This window comes from Pseudomonas putida (assembly GCF_028682455.1).
GTDB lineage: Bacteria > Pseudomonadota > Gammaproteobacteria > Pseudomonadales > Pseudomonadaceae > Aquipseudomonas > Aquipseudomonas putida_AA.
Map to the genome: position 1 here is coordinate 386,691 of NZ_JANHLD010000002.1, position 22,053 is coordinate 408,743.

At 63.0% G+C, this 22,053-nt stretch carries 21 protein-coding genes; 8 read left to right on the plus strand and 13 right to left on the minus strand.

What is annotated here, in order from left to right:
• The first annotated feature begins 1 nt into the window (after position 1).
• From cobN to NPS58_RS12515, 3 genes are read left to right on the plus strand one after another with little or no spacing between them, the layout of a single operon-like run.
• Positions 2–3,763: a cobaltochelatase subunit CobN gene (gene cobN, locus NPS58_RS12505; RefSeq protein ID WP_274115665.1), complete on the plus strand. Its 3,762-nt coding sequence runs from the start codon at positions 2–4 to the stop codon at positions 3,761–3,763.
• A 1-nt stretch (position 3,764) separates the two neighbouring features.
• The gene (locus NPS58_RS12510; protein ID WP_274115666.1) at positions 3,765–4,763 is read left to right on the plus strand and encodes an ATP-binding protein; all 999 of its coding nucleotides are present in this window, start codon (positions 3,765–3,767) and stop codon (positions 4,761–4,763) included.
• A 47-nt stretch (positions 4,764–4,810) separates the two neighbouring features.
• Positions 4,811–5,425: a vWA domain-containing protein gene (locus NPS58_RS12515; protein WP_274116533.1), complete on the plus strand. Its 615-nt coding sequence runs from the start codon at positions 4,811–4,813 to the stop codon at positions 5,423–5,425.
• 99 nt (positions 5,426–5,524) lie between these two features.
• Here NPS58_RS12515 and NPS58_RS12520 read toward each other — a convergent pair whose 3' ends face one another.
• The gene (locus NPS58_RS12520; RefSeq protein ID WP_028945133.1) at positions 5,525–5,791 is read right to left on the minus strand and encodes a hypothetical protein; all 267 of its coding nucleotides are present in this window, start codon (positions 5,789–5,791) and stop codon (positions 5,525–5,527) included.
• Positions 5,792–6,108: 317 nt separating this feature from the next.
• Between NPS58_RS12520 and NPS58_RS12525 the strand changes: the two genes are divergently transcribed.
• Positions 6,109–7,434, plus strand: coding sequence for a sigma-54 dependent transcriptional regulator (locus tag NPS58_RS12525; RefSeq protein ID WP_274115667.1), 1,326 nt, complete (start codon positions 6,109–6,111; stop codon positions 7,432–7,434).
• An 89-nt stretch (positions 7,435–7,523) separates the two neighbouring features.
• Here NPS58_RS12525 and NPS58_RS12530 read toward each other — a convergent pair whose 3' ends face one another.
• The 8 genes from NPS58_RS12530 to pnuC form a co-directional block, all read right to left on the minus strand.
• The gene (locus tag NPS58_RS12530; protein WP_274115668.1) at positions 7,524–8,804 is read right to left on the minus strand and encodes a transporter; all 1,281 of its coding nucleotides are present in this window, start codon (positions 8,802–8,804) and stop codon (positions 7,524–7,526) included.
• Between the two features lie 46 nt (positions 8,805–8,850).
• Positions 8,851–9,621: a hypothetical protein gene (locus NPS58_RS12535; RefSeq protein ID WP_274115669.1), complete on the minus strand. Its 771-nt coding sequence runs from the start codon at positions 9,619–9,621 to the stop codon at positions 8,851–8,853.
• 32 nt (positions 9,622–9,653) lie between these two features.
• On the minus strand, positions 9,654–10,337 hold the full coding sequence (locus tag NPS58_RS12540; RefSeq protein WP_274115670.1) for a C39 family peptidase: 684 nt from the start codon (positions 10,335–10,337) through the stop codon (positions 9,654–9,656).
• Between the two features lie 64 nt (positions 10,338–10,401).
• Positions 10,402–11,727: a heme utilization protein gene (locus NPS58_RS12545; protein ID WP_279841907.1), complete on the minus strand. Its 1,326-nt coding sequence runs from the start codon at positions 11,725–11,727 to the stop codon at positions 10,402–10,404.
• A gap of 50 nt (positions 11,728–11,777) precedes the next feature.
• Positions 11,778–12,350, minus strand: coding sequence for an adhesin (locus NPS58_RS12555; protein ID WP_274115673.1), 573 nt, complete (start codon positions 12,348–12,350; stop codon positions 11,778–11,780).
• A gap of 1 nt (position 12,351) precedes the next feature.
• Positions 12,352–12,789 carry a hypothetical protein gene (locus tag NPS58_RS12560; protein WP_274115674.1) on the minus strand — a complete coding sequence of 146 codons (438 nt, stop codon included), beginning with the start codon at positions 12,787–12,789 and terminating at the stop codon, positions 12,352–12,354.
• 326 nt (positions 12,790–13,115) lie between these two features.
• Positions 13,116–13,640 (minus strand): AAA family ATPase, encoded by a 525-nt coding sequence (locus tag NPS58_RS12565; protein ID WP_274115675.1) that lies wholly within the window; start codon positions 13,638–13,640, stop codon positions 13,116–13,118.
• Positions 13,637–14,203 carry a nicotinamide riboside transporter PnuC gene (gene pnuC / locus NPS58_RS12570; RefSeq protein ID WP_274115676.1) on the minus strand — a complete coding sequence of 189 codons (567 nt, stop codon included), beginning with the start codon at positions 14,201–14,203 and terminating at the stop codon, positions 13,637–13,639. Before pnuC ends, NPS58_RS12565 begins: the two co-directional genes overlap by 4 nt.
• Before the next feature lie 279 nt (positions 14,204–14,482).
• Between pnuC and NPS58_RS12575 the strand changes: the two genes are divergently transcribed.
• Both NPS58_RS12575 and NPS58_RS12580 read left to right on the plus strand, forming a co-directional pair.
• Positions 14,483–15,313 carry an undecaprenyl-diphosphate phosphatase gene (locus NPS58_RS12575; protein ID WP_274115677.1) on the plus strand — a complete coding sequence of 277 codons (831 nt, stop codon included), beginning with the start codon at positions 14,483–14,485 and terminating at the stop codon, positions 15,311–15,313.
• A gap of 4 nt (positions 15,314–15,317) precedes the next feature.
• Positions 15,318–15,761, plus strand: coding sequence for a DUF1294 domain-containing protein (locus NPS58_RS12580; RefSeq protein ID WP_274115678.1), 444 nt, complete (start codon positions 15,318–15,320; stop codon positions 15,759–15,761).
• On the opposite strand, the gene NPS58_RS12585 is transcribed toward NPS58_RS12580, so the two are convergent.
• Together NPS58_RS12585 and NPS58_RS12590 are read right to left on the minus strand one after the other, a co-directional pair.
• On the minus strand, positions 15,754–16,113 hold the full coding sequence (locus tag NPS58_RS12585) for an MmcQ/YjbR family DNA-binding protein (RefSeq protein ID WP_274115679.1): 360 nt from the start codon (positions 16,111–16,113) through the stop codon (positions 15,754–15,756). The genes NPS58_RS12580 and NPS58_RS12585 overlap by 8 nt on opposite strands.
• Positions 16,106–17,014 (minus strand): LysR substrate-binding domain-containing protein, encoded by a 909-nt coding sequence (locus tag NPS58_RS12590; protein ID WP_274115680.1) that lies wholly within the window; start codon positions 17,012–17,014, stop codon positions 16,106–16,108. The genes NPS58_RS12585 and NPS58_RS12590 overlap by 8 nt, the downstream gene beginning before the upstream one ends.
• A gap of 128 nt (positions 17,015–17,142) precedes the next feature.
• On the opposite strand from NPS58_RS12590, the gene NPS58_RS12595 reads away from it, so the two are divergent.
• Positions 17,143–17,754, plus strand: coding sequence for an FMN-dependent NADH-azoreductase (locus NPS58_RS12595; RefSeq protein WP_274115681.1), 612 nt, complete (start codon positions 17,143–17,145; stop codon positions 17,752–17,754).
• 134 nt (positions 17,755–17,888) lie between these two features.
• Positions 17,889–18,920 carry an alpha/beta hydrolase family protein gene (locus NPS58_RS12600; protein WP_274115682.1) on the plus strand — a complete coding sequence of 344 codons (1,032 nt, stop codon included), beginning with the start codon at positions 17,889–17,891 and terminating at the stop codon, positions 18,918–18,920.
• Here the strand turns inward: NPS58_RS12600 and NPS58_RS12605 are convergent.
• Together NPS58_RS12605 and NPS58_RS12610 are read right to left on the minus strand one after the other, a co-directional pair.
• A complete protein-coding gene (locus NPS58_RS12605; protein ID WP_274115683.1) occupies positions 18,914–20,104 on the minus strand; it encodes an MFS transporter in 1,191 nt (396 codons plus the stop codon). The genes NPS58_RS12600 and NPS58_RS12605 overlap by 7 nt on opposite strands.
• 142 nt (positions 20,105–20,246) lie before the next feature.
• A complete protein-coding gene (locus NPS58_RS12610; RefSeq protein ID WP_274115684.1) occupies positions 20,247–21,833 on the minus strand; it encodes an ABC-F family ATPase in 1,587 nt (528 codons plus the stop codon).
• Between the last annotated feature and the right edge of the window lie 220 nt (positions 21,834–22,053).

The following is a 22,053-nucleotide window of genomic DNA, read 5'->3' on the forward strand; positions in this document are numbered from 1 at the left end:
CATGCACCTGCTGCGGACCCAGCCCGGCGGCTTCGTGCCGGACGACAGCATTGCCGACCTGGGGCAGACCCCGGCGCAGCTTGTGATTCTCTGCAGCGGTGACTCGCACCTGGCATTGCTGGCCGAGACCGCCCAGCAATTGCCCGAGGATTTCCCCAGCCTGCGCCTGGCCAACCCCATGCAGGTGCAGAACCATGCTTCGGTCGACCTGTATGTGGACGAGGTGCTGCGTCACGCCAAGGTCATTCTGGTGTCGCTGCACGGTGGCGTCGGCTACTGGCGCTACGGGGTCGAGCAATTGCTGGAGCTGGCTGCCCGTGGCGTGCAACTGATCCTGGTGCCGGGCGATGACCGCCCCGACCCGGAACTCAGCAGCCTGAGCACGGTGCCGGCCGAGCACGCCGAGCGGCTCTGGCACTACCTGCGCCAGGGCGGCAAGGCCAATGCCCTGAACCTGTTCAACTGCCTGGCCAGCCAGTGCCTGCAGCGTGACTACCCCTGGAGCGAGCCGCAGCAACTGCCGCGCACTGCCGTGTATCACCCCCGCAAGGCCGCCGCGCAATTGCAGGACTGGTATGCCGACTGGCAGGTGACGCAGCCGGTGGTGCCGATCCTGTTCTACCGCTCTCACCTGCAGGCGGCCAACACGGCGTTTATCGACACCTTCTGCGAGCGCTTGCAGCGGGCCGGGCTCAACCCCTTGCCGATTGCCGTGGCCAGCCTCAAGGAAGCCGGCTGCCTGGCCCAGGTCGAAGACTGGCTGGATGAAGTCGATGCCGCCTTGATCATCAACACCACAGGCTTTGCCCAGTCCAGCCCCGAACAGCCGCACTTGCGGCCGTTTCGCCGTGACATTCCGGTGTTGCAGGCCATCTGCGCGCAGGACAACGAACCGGGCTGGGAGGCCAGCGAGCAGGGCCTGGGGGCGCGGGACCTGGCCATGCACATTGTGTTGCCGGAACTGGACGGGCGCATCATTACCCGGCCAATCAGCTTCAAGGACCTGGCCTGGCGCAGCGAACGCAGCCAGTCGGATGTGGTCTGCTACCGCCCTCATGCCGAGCGCATGGACTTTGTCGCGGAGTTGGCGCGGCGCTGGTGTGTATTGGCGCAGTTGCCCAACCCGGACAAGCGCGTGGCCCTGATCCTGGCCAATTACCCGACCCGGGACGGGCGCATCGGCAATGGCGTGGGCCTGGATACGCCGGCAGCGGCGTTGAATATCCTGCGTGCCCTCAAGGAGCAGGGTTATCCGCTTGGCCAACTGCCCGACAGTGGTACGGCGCTGATTCAGGCGCTGCTGGGCGGCGTCAGCAATGACCTGGACAGTCTCGACCAGCGCCCCTGCCTGCAAAGCATGGCGATGGACGACTATCTGGCCGCCTTTGCCACCTTGCCCCAGGCCAACCAGGACGCGGTGCGCGAACGTTGGGGCGAGCCACAGCAGGACCCTATGTGCCGCAATGGCCGGATGATGGTCGCCGGTTTGCGCTTTGGCCTGACCTTTGTCGGCATCCAGCCGGCCAGGGGCTACCAGCTGGACCAGAGCGCGGTGTACCACGACCCCGACCTGGTACCGCCGCACGGCTACCTTGCGTTCTACTTCTGGCTGCGCCACGGCTATGGCGCCGATGCGCTCATCCATGTCGGCAAGCACGGCAACCTCGAGTGGCTGCCGGGCAAGGGCGTGGGCCTGTCCGGCAGTTGCTGGCCGGACGCCTTGCTCGGGCCGCTGCCGAACATCTATCCCTTCATCGTCAACGACCCGGGCGAGGGCGCCCAGGCCAAGCGGCGTACCCAGGCAGTGATCATCGATCACCTGATGCCGCCCTTGACCCGCGCCGAAACCTACGGCCCGCTTCGTCACCTGGAGGCGCTGGCCGACGAGTACTACGAAGCGCAGCTGCTTGACCCGCGTCGCGCCCGTGAACTGCAGCGCGATATCCTCGAGCTGGTGCGCGACAACCATATCGACCGCGAGCTGCAGCTTGAAGGCGAGCTGGACGACGCTGCCGTGTGGCTGCCTCGGCTAGACACTTACCTGTGCGACTTGAAGGAGTCGCAGATCCGCGATGGCTTGCATGTGTTTGGCGAGTCGCCCGCCGGGCGCCTGCGCACCGATACCTTGCTGGCCTTGCTACGGGTTGCCCGAGGTGATGGGCGCGGGGCCAACGCCAGTCTGCTGCGCGCACTGGCCAAGGCGCTGGCGCTGGGGTTCGACCCCCTCGATTGCGACCTGGGCCAACCCTGGAGCGGGCCGCGCCCGGCGCTGCTGCAGCAGGTCGATGCCGGGTTGTGGCGAACGGCCGGGGACACGCGCGAGCGCCTTGAAGCCTTGGCGGGCCGGTTGATCGCCGACAGCCTGGCGAGCACTGCGCAGGTTCCCGAGGGCGAGCAATGGCTTGAGGTGCAGGCTGTGTTGCGGGCGTTGGTCGAGGTTGTCGCGCCCCAGCTCGATGCTTGTGGCCCGGCTGAACTGCACGGCCTGCTCGCCGCCCTGCAGGGTCGTTTTGTACCGGCAGGCCCGAGCGGCGCGCCTAGTCGTGGCCGCCTGGATGTGCTGCCCACCGGGCGCAACTTCTACACCGTGGATGTACGCAACCTGCCGACCACTACTGCCTGGCGCATCGGTTTTGCCTCGGCCAACCTGATCCTCGAGCGCCACCTGCAGGACCATGGCGATCACTTGCGCCAACTGGGCCTGTCGGTATGGGGCACGGCGACCATGCGCACCGGCGGCGATGATATCGCCCAGGCCATGGCCTTGCTCGGCGTGCGCCCGGTGTGGGCGAGTGGCAGTCAACGGGTCGATGACTTCGAGATTCTGCCGTTGAGTGTGCTCGACCGGCCTCGGGTGGACGTGACACTGCGGGTGTCCGGGTTCTTCCGCGATGCCTTCGGCAACCTGATCAACCTGTTCGATGCCGCCGTCCGGGCGGTCGCGGCACTGGATGAGCCCGATGATCTCAACCCGCTGGCCGCCAGGGTGCGCAGCGAGCGTGCCGAGTTGCTGGCCCAGGGTGTCGAGGCCGAGCAGGCTGCACGCCAGGCGGCTTGGCGCATATTCGGCGCCAAGCCCGGAGCCTATGGTGCCGGGGTGCAGAATGCGATTGACGGGCGCCTGTGGCACAGCCGCGAGGACCTCGCCGAGGTCTACCTCAACCACGGCGGCTACGCCTATGGCGCTGCGGACGACGGCACGCCGGCGCGGGCCGACTTTGCCCGGCGCCTGGGCCAGGTGCAGGCGGTGATCCAGAACCAGGACAACCACGAGCATGACTTGCTCGACTCCAACGATTACTACCAGTTCCAGGGCGGCATGCTGGCTGCCGTGGAAAGCCTCGGTGGCGCGCCGGCGGCCAGTTACCACGGCGATCACAGCCAGCCGGACCGGCCGCGCATCCGTACCCTCAAGGAAGAACTAAACCGGGTGATCCGCGCCCGCGCGCTGAACCCCAAGTGGATCGACGGGGTCAAGCGCCACGGCTATAAAGGGGCATTCGAACTCGCAGCGACAGTCGACAACCTGTTCGCCTTCGATGCCACCACGCACCTGATCGACGATCACCATTACCAGTCGCTGGCCGACGCCTACGTGCTCGACGCGCCGACCCGCGACTTTATCCGCCAGCACAATCCCGAGGCCCTGCGCGATATCACCGAACGCCTGCTCGAAGCGCAGCAGCGTGGTTTGTGGCAGGCACCGGGGGCTTATCGCGAGGCCCTGGAAGAGCAACTGCTCGATGGCGAAGAAGAGACTTGAGATGACTGAACCTGCACATTTCCCGTTGTCTGCCGTGGTCGGCGCCGATGAGCTGAAACTGGCCCTGTGCCTGACCGCCATCGACCCGAAGATCGGCGGCGTGCTGATCGAAGGCCCGCGCGGCATGGCCAAGAGCACCCTGGCCCGTGGCCTGGCCGACCTGTTGGGCGATGGTCCGTTCGTGACCCTGCCGCTGGGTGCCAGTGAAGAGCGCCTGGTCGGCACGCTGGACCTGGACGCGGCATTGGGGCAGGGCAAGGCGCAGTTCTCGCCGGGCGTGCTGGCCAAGGCCGACGGCGGTGTGCTCTATGTGGATGAGGTCAACCTGTTGGCCGACCACCTGGTGGACCTGCTGCTGGATGTGGCGGCCAGCGGGACCAATCGGGTCGAGCGCGACGGTATTTCCCACCGCCACAGCGCCCGCTTTGTGCTGATCGGCACCATGAACCCGGAAGAGGGCGAGTTGCGCCCGCAATTACTCGATCGATTTGGCCTCAACGTGGCCCTGGACGGGCAACCGGCACCTGAAGCACGGAGCCAGATCATTCGTCGGCGCCTGGATTTCGATGCCGACCCCGACGCCTTCTGTACCCACTGGGCGTCGGCCCAGGCGCAGTTGCGCGAGCGGTGCCAGCGGGCGCGCGAACGCCTGGCGCAGATTCCGCTCGATGACCAGGCCCTGGCACAGATAACCGAACGCTGTTTCGGCGCTGGCGTCGACGGCTTGCGGGCCGACCTGGTCTGGTTGCGGGCGGCCAGGGCCCACGCCGCCTGGCGCGATGCCTTGCACATCGAGGCGCAGGATATCGATGCCGTGGCCGAGTTCGCCCTGCGTCACCGTCGTCGTCAAAGCACTGCGCAGCAAGCAACTGCCCCCGAGCCCCAGGGCGGCCAGTCGGCCACCGGTCAACAAGGGCAGGGCGCCTGGGGAGAGATGCCGCCACATGCAGCCCCCACCGGCGCGCGGCGCGAGGTGCCGAACTGGGCAAAAAAGCCCTGAGCATCCGTCGCCCGCACTCGGCGGATGCAAGACCCCGCCCGGGTAGCATCAAGCAAGGTTCCAGGGGGCGCGCCCGCGACGCCGCCCAGGGCAGGGTCGCCTGGCCCGCCACCTTGCTCAAGGGACGACCGCGGCAACGCCTCGACCTGTGCTGGCAGCAGCGCCGGGCCAGCGCCCAAGAGCTGTGGCTGGTGATCGTCGACGCCTCGGCCTCGACCCGCCGTCACCAGGCCTTGAGTCAGGCCAAGGGCCTGCTGGCCGGGTTTTTCGACCAGGCATACCGGCAGCGGGCGCGCTTGACCTTGCTCACCGCCAGTGGCAACGCGCCGAGCTGGCAGCGCCATGGCCTCAAGGCCAGCGCGGCATTGCAGCCGTGGCTCGACAACCTGGGCGCCGGTGGCGGGACGCCCCTGCTGGCAGCCCTGGAGCAGGCGCGCCATTGGCTGCTGGCCCGCCAACGCCAGTTTCCCGGTGAGCAACAGCGCTGTCTGGTGCTGACCGACGGCCGGCTCAAGGCCTGGGAGCCAGTGGCGCCACTGCCGTGCCCAAGTTTGCTGGTCGATATGGAACGCGCTGCCGTGCGCCTTGGGCGTGCGCGCTTATTGGCGCAGCAGTTGAACGCCGACTACCAGGCAATAGACAGTTTTAAAGTGATTGAATAAATAAGAGGCGTACAGAACAGTACGTGAAGACCGTGCGGCCAAGTGTCGCACTATAAGGATCGGGCAACTAGAAAGTTGCCCGTGAGTGTCAGGCAGAAGTTACTTAGGCATAGACCAGGGTTGCAGGTCGTAGCCTTTTTCGCTCAATTCGGCGCGCACTTCTTCGATCAGGTGCGCCAATTGCGCAGGGTCGGTATAGGTGCTGCTTGGCACCTGTTTGCTGCCGATACGGGTACTGGTCCGGTCGATCACTGCCAGGCTAAGTTCGCCAGTACCGTTTGGCGAATCCCAGGCTACACACTGGAAGGGCTCGAAGGCGTGGTCGGCAATCAGCAGTGCTTCGTTGACACGGAGCGGGGCATTCATGGGTTCGGTCTCTCTGTGGGCCCAAACAAAAAATAAAAGTACCGCGCGCTGTGCGGCGGTGAGTTACTTGTACTGATGCACGCAGTACCGGGTGGAGTCACATGCAGGTTTATAATTTTTTTGTTTTCGGCAAAAAAATTCTAACCGGCGCCGGCTGTGACGTTGAAAGTTGAGGAAAATTCCCGGCGGCCATTTATCGTGCCGGCTTTGCAGACAGACGGTAGTGGGCGTCTGACACATCGTTGCTACTGTTACAAACGGGCCTGCCAACGTGCTGTTTCTATTAAAATTCCAACTTTTGGCGCCAAGGAAAGGTCATGCTTGAACCTTCGTCCAACCGCCGCTTGCTGATCGTCGACCCTTGCGATGATTGTCACCGTTTATTACCAGGGCTGCGTAATGTCGGCTGGGACGTGTACAGCTGTACATTGTCCGCGGCCCAGGAGTATCCCTGCGATGTCGGCTTGTTGCGTTTGCAGGCCTCGCACCTGCAGCACCCCGATGCCGTGAAAGACCTCATCAGCCGCAGCAACACCGAATGGATTGCCGTACTGAGTCCCGATGAGCTGCGCACGCAGAACGTCGGCGACTTTGTTTGCGAATGGTTTTTCGACTTCCACACCTTGCCCTTCGATGTCTCCAGGGTTCAGGTCACCATTGGCCGGGCCTTCGGCATGGCGCGCCTGCGCGGCAAAGGCAACGTTCATGTCGATGGCGCCGAGCACGAACTGCTGGGCGACAGCCGGCCGATCCGCGAACTGCGCAAGTTGCTCAGCAAACTGGCGCCCACCGAATCACCGGTGCTGATTCGCGGGGAGAGCGGTACCGGCAAGGAGCTGGTGGCGCGCACCCTGCATCGCCAATCCCAGCGTCGCGACAAGCCCTTCGTGCCGATCAACTGCGGCGCCATTCCGGAGCACCTGATCCAGTCGGAACTGTTCGGCCATGAAAAAGGCGCGTTCACCGGTGCTCACCAACGCAAGATCGGGCGAATCGAAGCCGCCAATGGCGGAACCCTGTTTCTCGATGAAATCGGCGACCTGCCCCTGGAATTGCAAGCCAACCTGCTGCGTTTTCTGCAGGAAAAACACATCGAACGTGTTGGCGGCAGCCAGCCGATCGACGTGGATGTGCGGGTACTGGCCGCCACCCACGTCGACCTCGAAAAGGCCATCGAGAGCGGGCGTTTTCGCGAAGACTTGTACTACCGGCTCAATGTGCTGCAGGTAGTCACCGCCCCCCTGCGTGACCGGCATGGCGACCTGTCGATGCTGGCCAGTCATTTTTCCCGTTTCTACAGCCTGGAAACCGGGCGGCGCCCGCGCAGTTTCAGCGAGGACGCCCTGGTGGCAATGGGCAAGCACGATTGGCCCGGCAATGTGCGCGAATTGGCCAACCGGGTCAGGCGTGGCCTGGTCCTGGCCGAGGGGCGGCAGATCGAGGCTCAGGACCTGGGGTTGGCCACCGAGCATGCTTTCGTAGCCAGCATGGGAACCCTGGAAGACTACAAGCATCGGGCCGAACGCCAGGCGTTGTGCGATGTGCTCAACCGGCACAGTGACAACCTGAGCATTGCCGCCAAGGTGCTGGGGATTTCACGGCCGACTTTCTACAGGCTGTTGCACAAGCATCAGATTCGTTGATCGCGGGGCAGGCCCGCTCCTACCGGGTCGCATCAGTCTCCGCGAAATGAAAAAGCCCGCCGAAGCGGGCTTTTTCGTGGGCGCAAGGCTCAGAAGTAGTATGGGAATTTCAAGCTGAAGGAAAAGTCCGGCGAGTCGTCGGTCAAGCCAATGGAAAGGTTCGGCACGATGGTCAGGTTGTCGGTGGCGGCAAGGGTCATGCCGATGTTGAAGTTGGCCGCGTTGTAGTCGCTGCTCGGGACCGACTGCCAGTCGCCGCCATCGGGCTTGATCTTGCTCTTGCTGGAGAACTGGTCGGTGAACGAGAACGACATACTCATCTTCTCGTTCAAGGCAAACGCGATACCGGCGCCAATCTGCCAGGAGTCACCGAGTTTCACGTCGCCCGGGACTTTGGTGTTGATGGTAGGGCTGATGTCGCTGAAGGAGTCCTCCATGTTGTAGGTGTAGGACAGGCTGCCGAAGAGTACGGCAGGGTCAAAGGTCTTGACCAGCGAGATACCTGGGGTGATCGCCCAGACACCGTTGCCGGTCGGGAGGTCTTCAGGGACCGACAGGTTGTCGTTGGTGGGGTCGTTGACCAGCTTGATGCCATAGGGATCATCCCCGGTGGGGGCCTTGACCCGCAGGGTGACCACCGCGTCGGGCAGGTTCTCCGACTCGTCGAGGAACTTGTAGGCCACGCCGACGTTGACGTCGCCAATGGTGGGGTCGCGCTTGACGGTGGCATCGGAAGATACCGGCCCGGCACCGCCCGCACCCCCCGAGGAATAGGTGGATTCGCGGTAGATTACCGGGATGTTGATGTCGAACTGCCAACGCTGGTCCATGTTGTAGCGGGCGGTCAGGTCCAGGGTCCAGTTATCGGCCTTGATACGGTCCAGGTTGATGTTGCCGAGGAAAATCGAGTCCAGGGCCAGGAAACCGTTGAGGACCAGGGCCCGGGTGTCGTAGTGGGTGTAGGTCAGGCCGGTTTCGACGCTGAACTTGCCGCCACCGAAGAAGCCGCTGGCCTCGTCATAGAGGTTGGACACGCTTTGTGCGGGCTCCGAATCCTCCTTGAGCGACTGGCCGTACGAGCTGCCAGTGGTCCCGGGCGCGCCCGCGGCCACCGTCTGGCCGCCGCGGGTGGGCTCGGCGGGCGACTTGGTAAGGCGTTTGGGCTGCGGTGTGACAGGTGTTTCTTCAACCTGGCGAACGCGCTGTTCAAGTACCATCAGCGCGTTCTGTTGTGCTTCGTAACGCTGTTTCAGCTCCCTGAGTTCTTGTTTTAGTGCTTCAACCTGAGGGTCGGTCGCTGCGTATAGCAATGTGGCCGGCGTCAGGCTAGTCAAACAGACGATAGCTCTGAGCGTTAAAGATCGGTGCATGGGTTAGCCGTCCCTTCTGACTACATTTGATGAGACAGAGCGTAGATCAGAATCCAGGTGTGCGAAGTCCTTTGAGCTGGTCCAGGCTGCCATTGAGCGCCCCGGCCGTCGGCACGTTCTCGCGCAGCACGACATTGAGGGAAGTGAGGTTGGTCACACGGTTGCCAGCGCCCATCAGCGTGGTGTTCTGCAGCAGACCGCCCTGGGCCAGGCGTTGCACGGTACTGCCCTGGTTGTTGTTGGCAACGATGTTCATTTGCACACCCGTGCCGGAGGAAGAGACGCTCATCGAGCCCGCTTCATTGGAAAGGACCGCCGGTGTGCCGGTGGCCAATGGGTTGCCCTGGGTCTGGGTGACTGGCGCCTCATTGGCCTTGGTGACGTTGATATCGACGTTGTTGTACGCGGTGTTGTAGTCGCCAGCGGCCCGCACGACCTGGGTGACCCCTTCGGTGGTGGTCAGGCCGGCGCCGCCGGTCACACTGCCGGTGCCGGGCGAGGGGGCTGTACTGGCGCTGGCGCTTTGCGATTGCGATGAGCCATTGGCGGGTTCATTGAAGGTCGATACGTAGAACTGGGGCTTGAGGGTCGATTGCTGGACTTGTAGCGAAGCCTTTGCGCCGATCAAGTCACCCTGAACGTTCTGCCAGGTGCTGGTCATGACCACGCCGAAGCTGATGATGCGTCCGGGCATCACGTAGCGGCCCCGCAGGTTCGCCAGTTCCTGATCTTTCAATTCGATGGGCTTGAGTACCTGAGCCTGGGTTGGCAGGCTGGCAGCCATGCAAAGCACGGCTACCCAGATTGAAGTTCTCATTGGAAACTCCCGGAGCCTCATGCTCCTTGTCATTAGAAGAAGTCGCTTTGGATGAATCCGAAATCCATCAACTCTGCGTCTTGCACCGGGGTAAAGGCGTTGACACGGGTCTTGGCAGTCAACGGTAGAGGCGGGTCGAGCAAGGCATTGGTCTTGTCGTAGCCCTTGCCGATGACGGCAAAGATGATGCCGTTCCAGCCTTTGACAAAATCTTCGATTTTATAGCGTTTGTGGCCCAGTACCGGGTCGCCTATGTACACCCAGTCCTTGTCGACTTTCTGCATGACCACGAAGTGCTTGTAGCCACGGATGTCCAGCAGTACCACGGTGGGGATGCGGATACTGTGCAAGGTATCGGGTTGTACCCGGTAGCCGCGGGCCCGCATGCCCAGGCTTTCTACGTATTTCTTCATATCGAGCATGGAGAATCCCTGCACGCGCACCAGGTCTTGGTCGGCGTGTGCCAGCATGCCTTCGATGATCTGTGCTTCGTCCACGTCCAGCCAGTAGGCCTGGCGCAGGATGGTCGCCAGCGATGCTGCCCCACAGCTGAAGTCGGTTTTCTGTTGTACCAGGTCTGCAAATTTACGTTCGCGCACGCTCTGGATCGGTTTGTAGACCACCGCGCCACCCGGCAACAGAACGGTCAGTGGCATTTGAGCCGCCTCGCTCTGTGTGGTCAGGCATAGCAAGAACGCCAAAGCGATAATGCGCATGATCGGACGCCTCCCTGGTTCTCGTGAAAAAGGCCCCCCGAAGGGGGCCTCCAAGCCACAGCGATTACATCGAGGTGTTGGAGATGGCCAGCGAGTTGCTTTGCTGGTTGCCCACACCGGCTGCCACGTTGACGCCCAGGTTGCCGCTGCCGCCGTTGACCGAGCCACTGAGGACTGCGGTGTTGGTGACAGGGTTTGCCCAACCGGTTGGGGTCAGCACCTGGAACGAGATAGTGTTGCTCAGGTCATAGGCGCTGCTTTCAGCGTAGCTCTTCGAATGATCGTACTCAGACTCGGACGACTTGCTGCCCGATTTTTCGAACGAAGATTCGAACTCTTTCTCGAAGGACGAGTCGTAGGCCTTCTCGAAAGATGAGCTGTGCGACTTGCTCCACTCGGTTTCCACCGACGCGTTGACTTCGGCGTTGAGCGAGCCTTCTACAGAGTTGGTGCGCTCGCCATTGTTGTGACGGCCATAATCCCAGGACACAGTCTTGGACGCGTCTGCAGACAGTTCCAGCGAAGCTTCCAGAGAAGCACTGGCTGCTCCCTCGGCTTCATGGCTGTTGGAGCCACTGGCTTCAAAGCCTTTGGAGCCGCTTGCGCTCCAGCCCTTGGAACCTGCGACCTCAAAGTTCGAGGAAGAGCTGTTGCTGCCATTCGCGTTGGAAGCCTTACCGTAGAACGTGCTGCCGCTCGCCGATTTGGTAAGGGTGATGGTATCCACGCGATAGGTACGATCGGCGTTGTTGTTCACGACAAGGCCAGGGCCGTTCTGTTCGGCAGAGGCGGTAGCGTTTGCGTTACCCAGTGGTGCATTGCTGTTGGCAATGGCCATGGTGTTTTTCTGCTGGTTGAGGTCGCCACCGGCAACGTTGATCCCCATGTTGCCGCTGCCGCCGCTGCCCGAACCGCTCATCAGCGCAGAGTTGGTGCTGCCGTAGTTGTTGACCTTGTTGTTGTCGCTGTACTGCGAAACGCTGGCGGTTGCGTTGGCAGTGCCGAACACGAAGGTGTTGTCGATTTCCGCGACGGAGGAACCGGCGTTGGCGATGGCGGCGGCGTTGTCCTGCTGGTTGCCGGCACCGGCAGCCACGTTGACGCCGACGTTGCCGCTGGTGCCAGTGGCCGAGTCGGTCATTGCGGCGCCGTTGATGGTGCCTTCGTTGGTGATGCGGTTGTCTTCGCTGTTTTGCTCATCGTAGGCACCGGCATTGGCGGTGACATTCATTTGTTTTGGAGGAGGAGTTTGTTGACCGCCGCCATGGTGGTGACCATTGTTGTGATGGTGGTCATTGCCACGACGATCGTTTTGCCCAGCTTGTACAGCAACAGCCATGACCGCAGCAATTGCGAAAACCAGAGGCTTGAGTGCCATCGAAGGTTTCATGGTGATTCTCCGTACTTTATTTTAGGTTAAGTGTTGTTGCTTACCTTGGGTCAATCCGCGACCCGGACGTTCAGGGTGTTGGCCATTCGGTTTCCCACCCCGGCGCTCTGATTCAACTGAATCACTCCACGGCTACCGGTGAAGGCCTGGTCACTGGTAGTGACCTGGCGATAGCCGGGTGCTGAGTCAGTTGGATCGGAGTTGTTGAGCAGCGCCACGTTCTGTTGCATGAGGACGCTGTCGTCGATGTTTTGCGGTTGAGTGCTGATGGTGATTCGCAGGGCGTTGGCTTGCTGGTTGCTGGCGCCTGCGCTCTGGTTGACGCCTACGGCGCCACTGCCGTTGCTGAAGGAGTCGCCGCGGATACTGGCCCGGGCATCCATTGCTGGATCGACCTGGGAGCGCATGCGCTGGCGGATTTCGGTGGTCGCGCTGGCGTTGTGGCCGGTGGCGAAGGCCCGGGCGTTGGCCTGCTGCTGCAAGTCACCGGCGGCCTGGTTGACCGTGAGGTTACCCTGGTACTGCTTGCCGGAATTGTCGATGTCGGCAGTGTTGGTCACAGGAGGTTGGGCGAAGGCCGATGCACTGCACAACGAGGCCAGAATCAGCAGCGTATGCTTCATCTCACTTGCCTCCGGTCAGTATCTGCAGGGGCGCCAGGCCTCTCTGCACACTGGAGTTGACCATGTTGGAGATGCCGTTGCCGCTGTTTCCAGAACGCCCGCCGGCGAGGTTTGGCAACTGGGTCTGGTTGGTGATGCTGGTGCCCAGGTTGTTGGTCTGCTGAGTGATCAGGGCGTTGATGCCGGCGCCGCTACTGACCGAGGCGAAGTCACCATCGCTCAACTCGTTTGTCTGCCTGAGGATTTGTGCGGACGGGTTGGTGTTGACGGTCACCGGGTAGGGGTCTGGGGCCAGGGGTGGACGCATGGCATTGCGCGGCTGCACATCCCGGGTAATTACGACGATCCCGTTTTCAGCCTGGACCGTAAAGCTGATGCTTGATCCCAATGCGCATCCGAGCAACAGGAGGCGGTAAATGCCTTTATCTATTCTTCCCACGATGGCAATTCCTTCTTTCGAGGTGCTGGTCCTGTTCAGCGTTGCAAGTAAGAGAGCAGAAGGTGTGCCGGTTTTGATTTAGTGTTGAGAATCAACGCATTGGGTTTATTTGTCGAAGGAGTCAAAAAAAGTTGTAACGCTGTTGAGACACAGGACCTGGGCACGCGGCGATCCTGCGGCCGCCAGGGCGCCCCAAGGGGCTCCAAGGACGACTGTTTCAGCGTGTTAACACTTTCCCGCGTAGAGGCGCTGGCCGCTCTAAGTAGCAGGTTTGAGTGGTGGACAGTGTTTCAGAAGTGGACATTTTGTCGCAGGGCAAAGGGTGATCAGGCCTGGAGCAACCGGCTCACCGCTTCGAAGGCTGCACGCTTACGCTGCTCCCAACTGCCTTGCACCACTTCAAAGGGCTGCCGGTGCACTGCCAGCCAATCATGGGTCGCCTGGAAGAACGCCTGGCGCTCGGTCAGTTGCGGCTGGCAACGTTGCCCATCGTCGTGCCAGGCGACAGACTCGGGGCACAGCAACAGGTGCAGGTCGTAATGGCGCGCCAGCAACGCGTCCTCCAGCCATGCCGGGCAATCGCCAAACAGCGTGCGACTCCAGAGCATATTGCTCAACAGATGGGTGTCGAGGATCAACAGTGAAGGTCTGCGGGCTCGGGCGGCATCTTCCCAGGCCAGTTGGCCGCGCGCGATTGACGGTATATCGGCATAGCAGGTGTCGCGACGGTGTTCGTCGATGAAGTAGCGCACATACTCGCCCACCTGTTCACCACCGAAACGGGTCTGGATCTCGCCACTGAGCCAGCTTTTGCCGCTGGATTCGGGGCCGGTGAGGACCAGGACCTTCATGCGCTCACCAATGCAGGATCACGCCGCCATTGCCGCCAGCCCTGCACCGCGATCAGGGTGAACAAGGCATAGAGCGCGGCGGTCAGGTACAGCCCCTTGTACAAGAACAGGCCGACGAAAATCACATCCAGCACGATCCACAGCAGCCAGCACTGCACGCGCTTCTGTGCCATCCACCACTGCGCCACGAGGCTGAAGCCGGTCAGGGCAGCATCCAGCCAGGGCTGGGCGGCATCGGTCCAGGTGGCCATCGCGGCGCCCAGGGCGAGGCTGCCGAGCAAGCCGAGGCCCAGGCCGAAGATCATCGGTTGAGCGTCAAGGTAAGTGACCTGGCGTGCCTGGCGCTTGCTGTCCGGGCGCGTCCACTGCCACCAGCCATAGAGCTGCAGCACGGCGTACACCAATTGCAGGAGCATGTCCGAGTACAGTCGTACTTCAAAGAACACCCAACTGTAGAGCAGCACCATCACCAGGCCGATCGGCCAGCACCAGGGATTCTGCTTGGTGGTGAGCCACACGGCGATAACGCCGAGCACGGCGGCGAACAGTTCGAGGCCGGACATCGGCGATCCTTGGCTGCTGTTGGGGAGGGCGGGGATTGTAACCGTTGCCGCGGCGTTTGCCGACTCGATGAGCCGCTGCCTGTATAGGCCTGCCAGCAGCGTTTGCGCCAGAGGTCTGGTAGGATTTCGGCCCCTCAGGGCAAACCTGGCGGGCGGCTGAACTTTTCGGCCGAGTTTGCGACCAACAGTCGCTGCAGAACGGCCGGGCACTCGAATCGCCATGCGCTTGTGGAAACTATAACGGGGGCATGCCTGGGGGCATCGCTTCGTGGGGGAATAATGGATCTTTGGACTGGCCTGCAGGCCGTCATACTGGGTATTGTCGAAGGCTTGACCGAATTCTTGCCGATTTCCAGCACCGGTCACCAGATCGTTGTTGCAGACCTGATCAACTTCGGTGGTGAGCGGGCCATGGCCTTCAACATCATCATTCAGCTCGGCGCCATCCTGGCGGTGGTCTGGGAATTTCGCCGCAAGATCTTCGACGTGGTACTGGGGTTGCCCAGGCAGCGAGAGGCGCAGCGCTTTACCGCCAACCTGCTGATCGCGTTCCTGCCGGCGGTGGTGCTGGGGGTGTTGTTTGCCGACGTGATTCATCATTACCTGTTCAACCCCATCACCGTGGCCCTGGCCCTGGTGGTTGGCGGGGTGATCATGCTCTGGGCCGAGCGCCGGGAACATGTGATCACTGTCGAGCAAGTCGATGACATGCGCTGGACCGATGCCCTGAAGATCGGCTTCGCCCAGTGCCTCGCCATGGTGCCGGGTACTTCGCGCTCGGGTTCGACCATTATCGGCGGCCTGCTGTTTGGCCTGTCGCGCAAGGCGGCTACCGAGTTCTCGTTCTTCCTGGCGATGCCGACCATGGTCGGTGCGGCGGTGTATTCGGGCTACAAGTATCGTGACTTGTTCCAGCCGGGGGACTTTCCGGTGTTTGCCATAGGTTTCGTGGTGTCGTTCATCTTCGCCATGATCGCCGTGCGCGGGCTGCTCAAGTTCATTGCCAGCCACAGTTACGCGATGTTTGCCTGGTACCGCATTGTCTTCGGCCTGATTATCCTGGCGACCTGGCAGTTCGGTTGGGTCGACTGGGCGACCGCACAAGGCTGATGCGATGAGCCGTGTGCAAACTCCCCCGCGACGTGCCGAACGCGGCAATGGCGGTGTCCAGCACCTGCGCGGCAAGCTTCTGGTGTTTGTCGGCCTGTGTTTGCTGCCGCTGGGCGGGGCGTTGCAGATGGCGCTGAACGGGGCCTGGTTGCCGGCGGTGGCTTATCCGCTGGCGAGCCTGGTGACGTTTGCCTTGTACTGGCGTGACAAGCAGCAGGCCCGCAACCAGGCCTGGCGCACTCCGGAGAAGGTCCTGCACGCCAGTGAGTTCTGCGGGGGCTGGCCGGGGGCATTGCTGGCCCAGCAGCGGTTTCGGCATAAAACCCGCAAGCTGTCGTTTCAGCTGACGTTCTGGGCCATCGTGGCCTTGCACCAACTGTTCTGGATCGATCACCTGCTGCTGGACGGGCGCTGGCTGGGCAGCGCCCTGGGGTCGCTGTTCAGGTAAGCAGCCCCGGTTGCAGGCGCTTGGGCAAGCGCCTGACCACCAGCTGGTGGGAGCGTTGCAAGAGCTCGCTGAGTTCGTCGCGGCCCATCGCGTAGGGGGGCACCAGGCTGATCCAGTGGGCCCGCGCCAGGTACGGCGCCGGGCGTACCCCCGGGCGATCGACGTAGCCCAGGAACAATTCGGCGTCGACCTTGAACGACAAACCGGCGCCCGCCAGGTCGAGCACCGCGAACATCTTGTTGCCGGCCACCGAGAACACCCGCACACCACCCCATTTATAGTCTTCCCGCGCACCCGGCAGCCCCAGGCAGAACGCCACAACCTGCGCCTCGCTCATTGTTCGCTCAGACATAACGCTCCCCACATTCGGCGAACGACGCCACCAGGTGATCGATCCACACCCGCACCGCAGGCAACAGGCCCCGCCGATGCGGATAGACCGCCTGCAGATAGCCCCCGGGCAGCGACCAGTCTGGCAGCAGGCGCACCAGTTCGCCACGGGCCAGTTCCTCTTCGCAGTGCATGATGGGCAGGGCGGTGAAGCCAAGGCCGGCCATGGCCGCTGCCTTGCGTACCACGAAATCGTCGATGGCCAGGCGCGCCTCCATGGCCAGTTCCTGCTTGCGGCCCTGGGCGTCGAGCAGCCGCAGGTGCACCAGGCGGTCGGCGTCCGTGGCGCCTAGCACCGGCAAGCCGGCCAGGTCGTCGGGTGTGGCGGGCGCGTGGGCGGCGGCGAACGCCGGGGCAGCCACCAGGTACATCTGCGCCTGGCGCAGACGCCGGGTGACCAGCGCGGGGTCTTCATCGCCCAGGTCACGCACGCGCAAGGCCACATCGACCCCTTCTGTAATCAGGTCAACCCTGCGGTTTAGCAGGATCATGTCCAGCTGCACCTGCGGGTACAGCTCGAGGAAGCGGCTGATGACCTGCGGCAGCAAGGTGTGGGCCAGGCCCACCGGGCACGATACTCGCAGGCGTCCGCGCGGCTCGCTCGTCATGCTTGCCACGGCCTCGTCGGCCATCTCCGCTTCCAGCAGCATGGCCTGGCAGTGGCGCAAGTAGCGTTCGCCTACGGCGGTCAGCTTCAGTTGCCGCGTAGTGCGCTGCAACAGGCGCGTGCCCAGGCGCTCTTCGAGCTCGGCGATGCGCCGGGACAGTCGCGACTTGGGAATGCCGAGCAGGCGCCCGGCTGCGGCAAAGCCCCCGGCTTCGACCACGCGGGCAAAGTAGAAAAGGTCGTTGAGGTCCTGCATCGCCAACTCCATTGTCCTGTCAGTAGGACAAACTAACGCATTTTTGCCGACTTATCAGCTATTCGGCGTCCCGGTAGGATTGTCTCCATTGTGATCGCCCAGGTGCGGTCTTCATTCAGGAGAGTCCCATGAAACTGTTGCATATCGATTCGAGCATCCTGGGCGACAATTCCGCCTCCCGTCAGCTGAGCCGCAGTGTGGTAGAGGCCTGGAAAGCCGCCGATCCATCCCTTGAAGTGGTCTACCGTGACCTGGCGGCCGACGCCATCAGTCACTTCTCCGCCGCCACCCTGGTTGCCGCCGGTACCCCGGAAGCCCTGCGTGACGCCGCCCAGCACCACGAAGCCCAGCTCAGTGCCGAAACCCTGCAGGAGTTCCTGGATGCCGACGCCGTGGTGATCGGCGCACCGATGTACAACTTCACCGTACCGACCCAACTCAAGGCCTGGATCGATCGCGTCGCGGTGGCCGGCAAGACGTTCCGCTACACCGAGGCTGGCCCTGAGGGCCTGTGTGGCGACAAAAAGGTGGTGCTGGTCTCCACTGCCGGTGGCCTGCATGCCGGCCAGCCTACCGGTGTCGGTCACGAGGAGTTCCTCAAGGTGTTCCTGGGCTTTATCGGTGTCACCGACCTTGAAATCGTTCGTGCCCACGGCCTGGCCTACGGTGACGAGCCGCGCGCCAACGCCATGAGCGCTGCCCAGCAGCAGATCAGCAGCGAGCTGTTTGCCGCCGCCTGATCGGCAAGTGCTTCACCCGACCGACAGCAGGCCAGGCTTGCTGTCGGTTTTTTCATTGAGCTTTCATCTGCGCAGGCGTACCCGGCGATATGCTCGAGGCTGGGCAACTCGTCAGGTGGGCGGGGTGAAAGGCGATGCGAAGGTTTGCCGGGTTGTGGCTGGTGCTTGTGCTGGTAATCGCCACGGCTGCGCAGGCCGAACCGGTGCAGCACTGGAGCGTGGGCCTGCATCGCCTGGTGTTCGCCGACCCGCTGGACGCAAGGCCGGTGCAGGCGCTGGCCTTCTACCCCTCCAGCGGCCCGGAGCGCAACAGCCGGATAGACGGTTACCGGGTCGAGGCGTTCGAAGGTGCGCCCATGGTGATGGGGCGCTACCCCCTGTTGATGCTGTCCCACGGCAACACCGGCTCGCCCCTGGCCCTGCACGACCTGGCCACGGCCCTGGCGCGTCGGGGCTTCGTGGTGGTGGCGGTCACCCATCCCGGTGACAACGCCCACGACCACAGCCGCCTTGGCACTTTGAGCAATCTCTACGGCCGGCCGTTGCAGATCAGCGCGGCGATCACCGCGAGCCTCGCCGACCCCTGGCTTGCGCCCTATGTCAGCGGCGAGAAAGTGGGGGTCATCGGTTACTCCGCAGGCGGAGAAACGGCCTTGATACTGTCAGGAGCGCAGCCCGATCTGGAGCGTTTGCAGCGCTATTGCCGGGAACACCCTCGCGATGCCGATGCCTGCAGGACCAACGGAGTATTGATTGCCGACCGCGCCGACCTTGCCGCCGAAGCCGACCCGCGTGTGCACGCATTGCTCTTGATGGCGCCGCTGAGCCTGATGTTCGGTCGCCAGGCACTGGCACAGGTGAAGGTCCCGGCATTGATCTACAGCGGTGACAACGACCAACTGCTGGCCATCGAGAAAAACGCCCAGGCGCTTGCGCGCAAACTGCCGGTCACGCCCAACTACCGGTTGCTGGCCGGTGCCGGGCACTTTGTATTCATGGCGCCGTGCGATGAGGAGCAGCGCCAGCACATGGGGGCGCTTTGCGATGACCCTGAAGGCGTCGACCGCGAAGACATCCACTTGTCGCTGCAGGCCGAGGCCGCGCACTTTTTTGCCCACGCCCTGGGCCTCACCCGGCCGGTCGGCTTGGACACCGCAGATCAGTGAGCCCGGGCGCGCCGCAGCAACGTCAGCGCCAGGCCGACACCGGCCAGCGACAGCAGGGCGGCGATGCAGAAGATCCAGGCATAGCCCAGGTGCACGGCGATTGCGCCCATCAAGGGGCCGGAGATGGCCAGCGCCAGGTCGAAAAACACCGCATAGGCACCCAGCCCGGCACCGCGGCTGGATACCGGTACCTGCTTGATCGCCTCCACGCCCAGTGCCGGATACACCAGCGACAGGCCGAAGCCGGCCAGCCCTGCGCCCACCAGCGCCAGCGCCGGGCTCGGAGCCAGCCACAACAGCGCCAGGCCCAGGGCTTCTGTGCTCATGCAGGCCATTGCCACCTGGTAGCCGCCAAAGCGGTTGACCGCATTGACGAACAACAACCGCGAGACAATGAAGCACAGGCCGAAGGCGCTCAGGCACCAGGCGGCACCGCTCCAGCCTTGCTCCAGGTAGTACAGGGTGACGAAGGTGGTCAGGGTGCCGTAGCCGATCGAGGCCAGGGTCAGGCCCATCCCGCAGGGCGCGACCCGGCCAAAGGCGGCCCAAAAGGGCAGGCGCTCGCCCCGCACCACCGGCATCGAGGGTTTGTTGCGGATCACCAGCAGGGCCAGCGCCGCCAGTGCCGTCAGCACCAGGCCAAGGGTAGCGAAGTTGACCCTGTCGGCCAGCATCACCCCCAGCGGAGCACCGATGGCGATGGCGCCATAGGAGGCAACACCGTTCCAGGAAATCACCCGGGCGGTGTGCTCGGCCCCGACCGCGCCAATGCCCCAGCTCAAGGTGGCGACACCGATCAGGCCCTGGGCCAGGCCCAGCAACACACGGCCACCCAGCAGCACCAGCAGGCTCAACAGCGGCAGCTCGACCGTCAGCGCCGATAGCGCGGTGAGCGCGCCGCTGGCGGCGATGCCGATCAATCCGTAGATGATGGCCCGCTTGGTACCCTGGCCGTCGGCGATCCGGCCGGCCATGGGACGGCTGAGCAGGGTGGCCAGATACTGCAGGCCGATGGTCAGGCCGGCGATAACGGCGCTGAAACCCAGCTGGTCATGCACATAGCCGGGCAACACTGCGATGGGCAGGCCGATGCAGAGGAAGGCAATAAAGGTATAGAAGACGATCGAGAGGATCTGCAGGGTAACTGGCAGGGTGCTGGCGGGGACGGGTTGGTGCGCAGACATGGGCTCGTTCGCTGGCAGGCGGTGGGAGAGGTCCCATGATCGCTGGCGGCGAAGATAAAAGAAAGCAGGCTAACTAATTTTTAAAAGGATCGCAGGGCAAGCCCGCTCCTGCAGGTAGGAGCGAGCTTGCCCCGCGAGGGCTTTAGACCACTACACCCTGGCTGCGCAGGTAGTCGTCGTAGGTGCCGCTGAAGTCCACCACGCCAGTCGCGCTCAATTCGATGATGCGCGTGGCCAGGGAGGATACGAACTCACGGTCGTGGCTGACGAAGACCAGCGTGCCGGGGTAGTTCTCCAGCGCCAGGTTGAGCGCTTCGATGGATTCCATGTCCAAGTGGTTGGTCGGTTCGTCCATGATCAGCACGTTGGGCTTTTGCAGGATCAGCTTGCCGAACAGCATGCGGCCTTGCTCACCACCGGAAATCACCTTGACCGACTTGAGGATCTCGTCGTTGGAGAACAGCATGCGGCCCAAAGTGCCGCGGATCACTTGCTCGCCCTGGGTCCACTGGCCCATCCAGTCGAACAGGCTGACGTCCTCTTCGAAGTCGTGGGCGTGGTCCTGGGCGTAGTAGCCCAGCTCCGCGCTTTCGGTCCACTTCACTTCGCCTGCATCCGGAGTCAGTTCACCGACCAGGGTACGCAGCAGGGTGGTCTTGCCGATACCGTTGGGGCCGATGATCGCCACGCGCTCGCCGGCTTCGACGGTGAAGCTAAAGTTCTGGAACAGGGTCTTGCCTTCGAAACCCTTGGACAGCTTCTCGATGGTCACCGCCTGGCGGTGCAGCTTTTTGGTCTGCTCGAAGCGAATGAACGGGCTGACGCGGCTCGATGGCTTGACCTCGGCCAGCTGGATCTTGTCGATCTGCTTGGCGCGCGAAGTGGCCTGCTTGGCCTTGGAGGCGTTGGCCGAGAAGCGGCTGACGAAGGTCTGCAGCTCGGCGATCTGGGCTTTCTTCTTGGCGTTGTCCGACAGCAGTTGCTCGCGCGACTGGGTGGCGGCGGTCATGTACTCGTCATAGTTGCCCGGGAACAGGCGCAGTTCGCCGTAGTCCAGGTCAGCCATGTGGGTGCACACGCTGTTGAGGAAGTGACGGTCGTGGGAAATGATGATCATGGTGCTGTTACGCGCCGTGAGCACGCTTTCCAGCCAACGGATGGTGTTGATATCCAGGTGGTTGGTCGGTTCGTCGAGCAGCAGCACTTCAGGATCGGAGAACAGCGCCTGGGCCAGCAGCACACGCAGCTTCCAGCCTGGGGCGACTTCGGTCATCGGGCCGAAATGCTGTTCCAGCGGGATTCCCAGGCCCAGCAACAATTCGCCGGCGCGGGATTCGGCGGTGTAGCCGTCCATCTCGGCGAACTCGGTTTCAAGCTCGGCCACGGCCATGCCGTCTTCTTCGGTCATTTCCGGCAGCGAGTAGATACGGTCGCGCTCGGCCTTGACCCGCCACAGCTCCTCGTGGCCCATGATCACGGTGTCGATCACGGTGAATTCTTCGTAGGCGAACTGGTCCTGGCGCAGCTTGCCCAGGCGTACGTTCGGCTCGAGCATGACCTGGCCGCTGGACGGCTCCAGGTCGCCGCCGAGGATTTTCATGAAGGTCGACTTGCCGCAGCCGTTGGCGCCGATCAGGCCGTAGCGGTTACCGTTGTTGAACTTGACCGAGACGTTCTCGAACAACGGCTTGGCGCCGAACTGCATGGTGATGTTAGCGGTGGAGATCAAGGGAGGTTCCTGCGGGGTTTCCAGAGGTGTGACGCGTGTCGTACTGCCGACGTTCACGGAGGCCCGGCGCATAGGGCCAGGGCATAAAGCCGCCGATTGTAACACTTGGCGTCTTGTTCTACATCCTGCCTTTGTCCGCTTGTTGCATTGGCACGCCGGCGCCGGTTCGGGGACAATGGCGGGGCAATGTCAGTCAATCGCTGCAAAAGTCACAAGGATG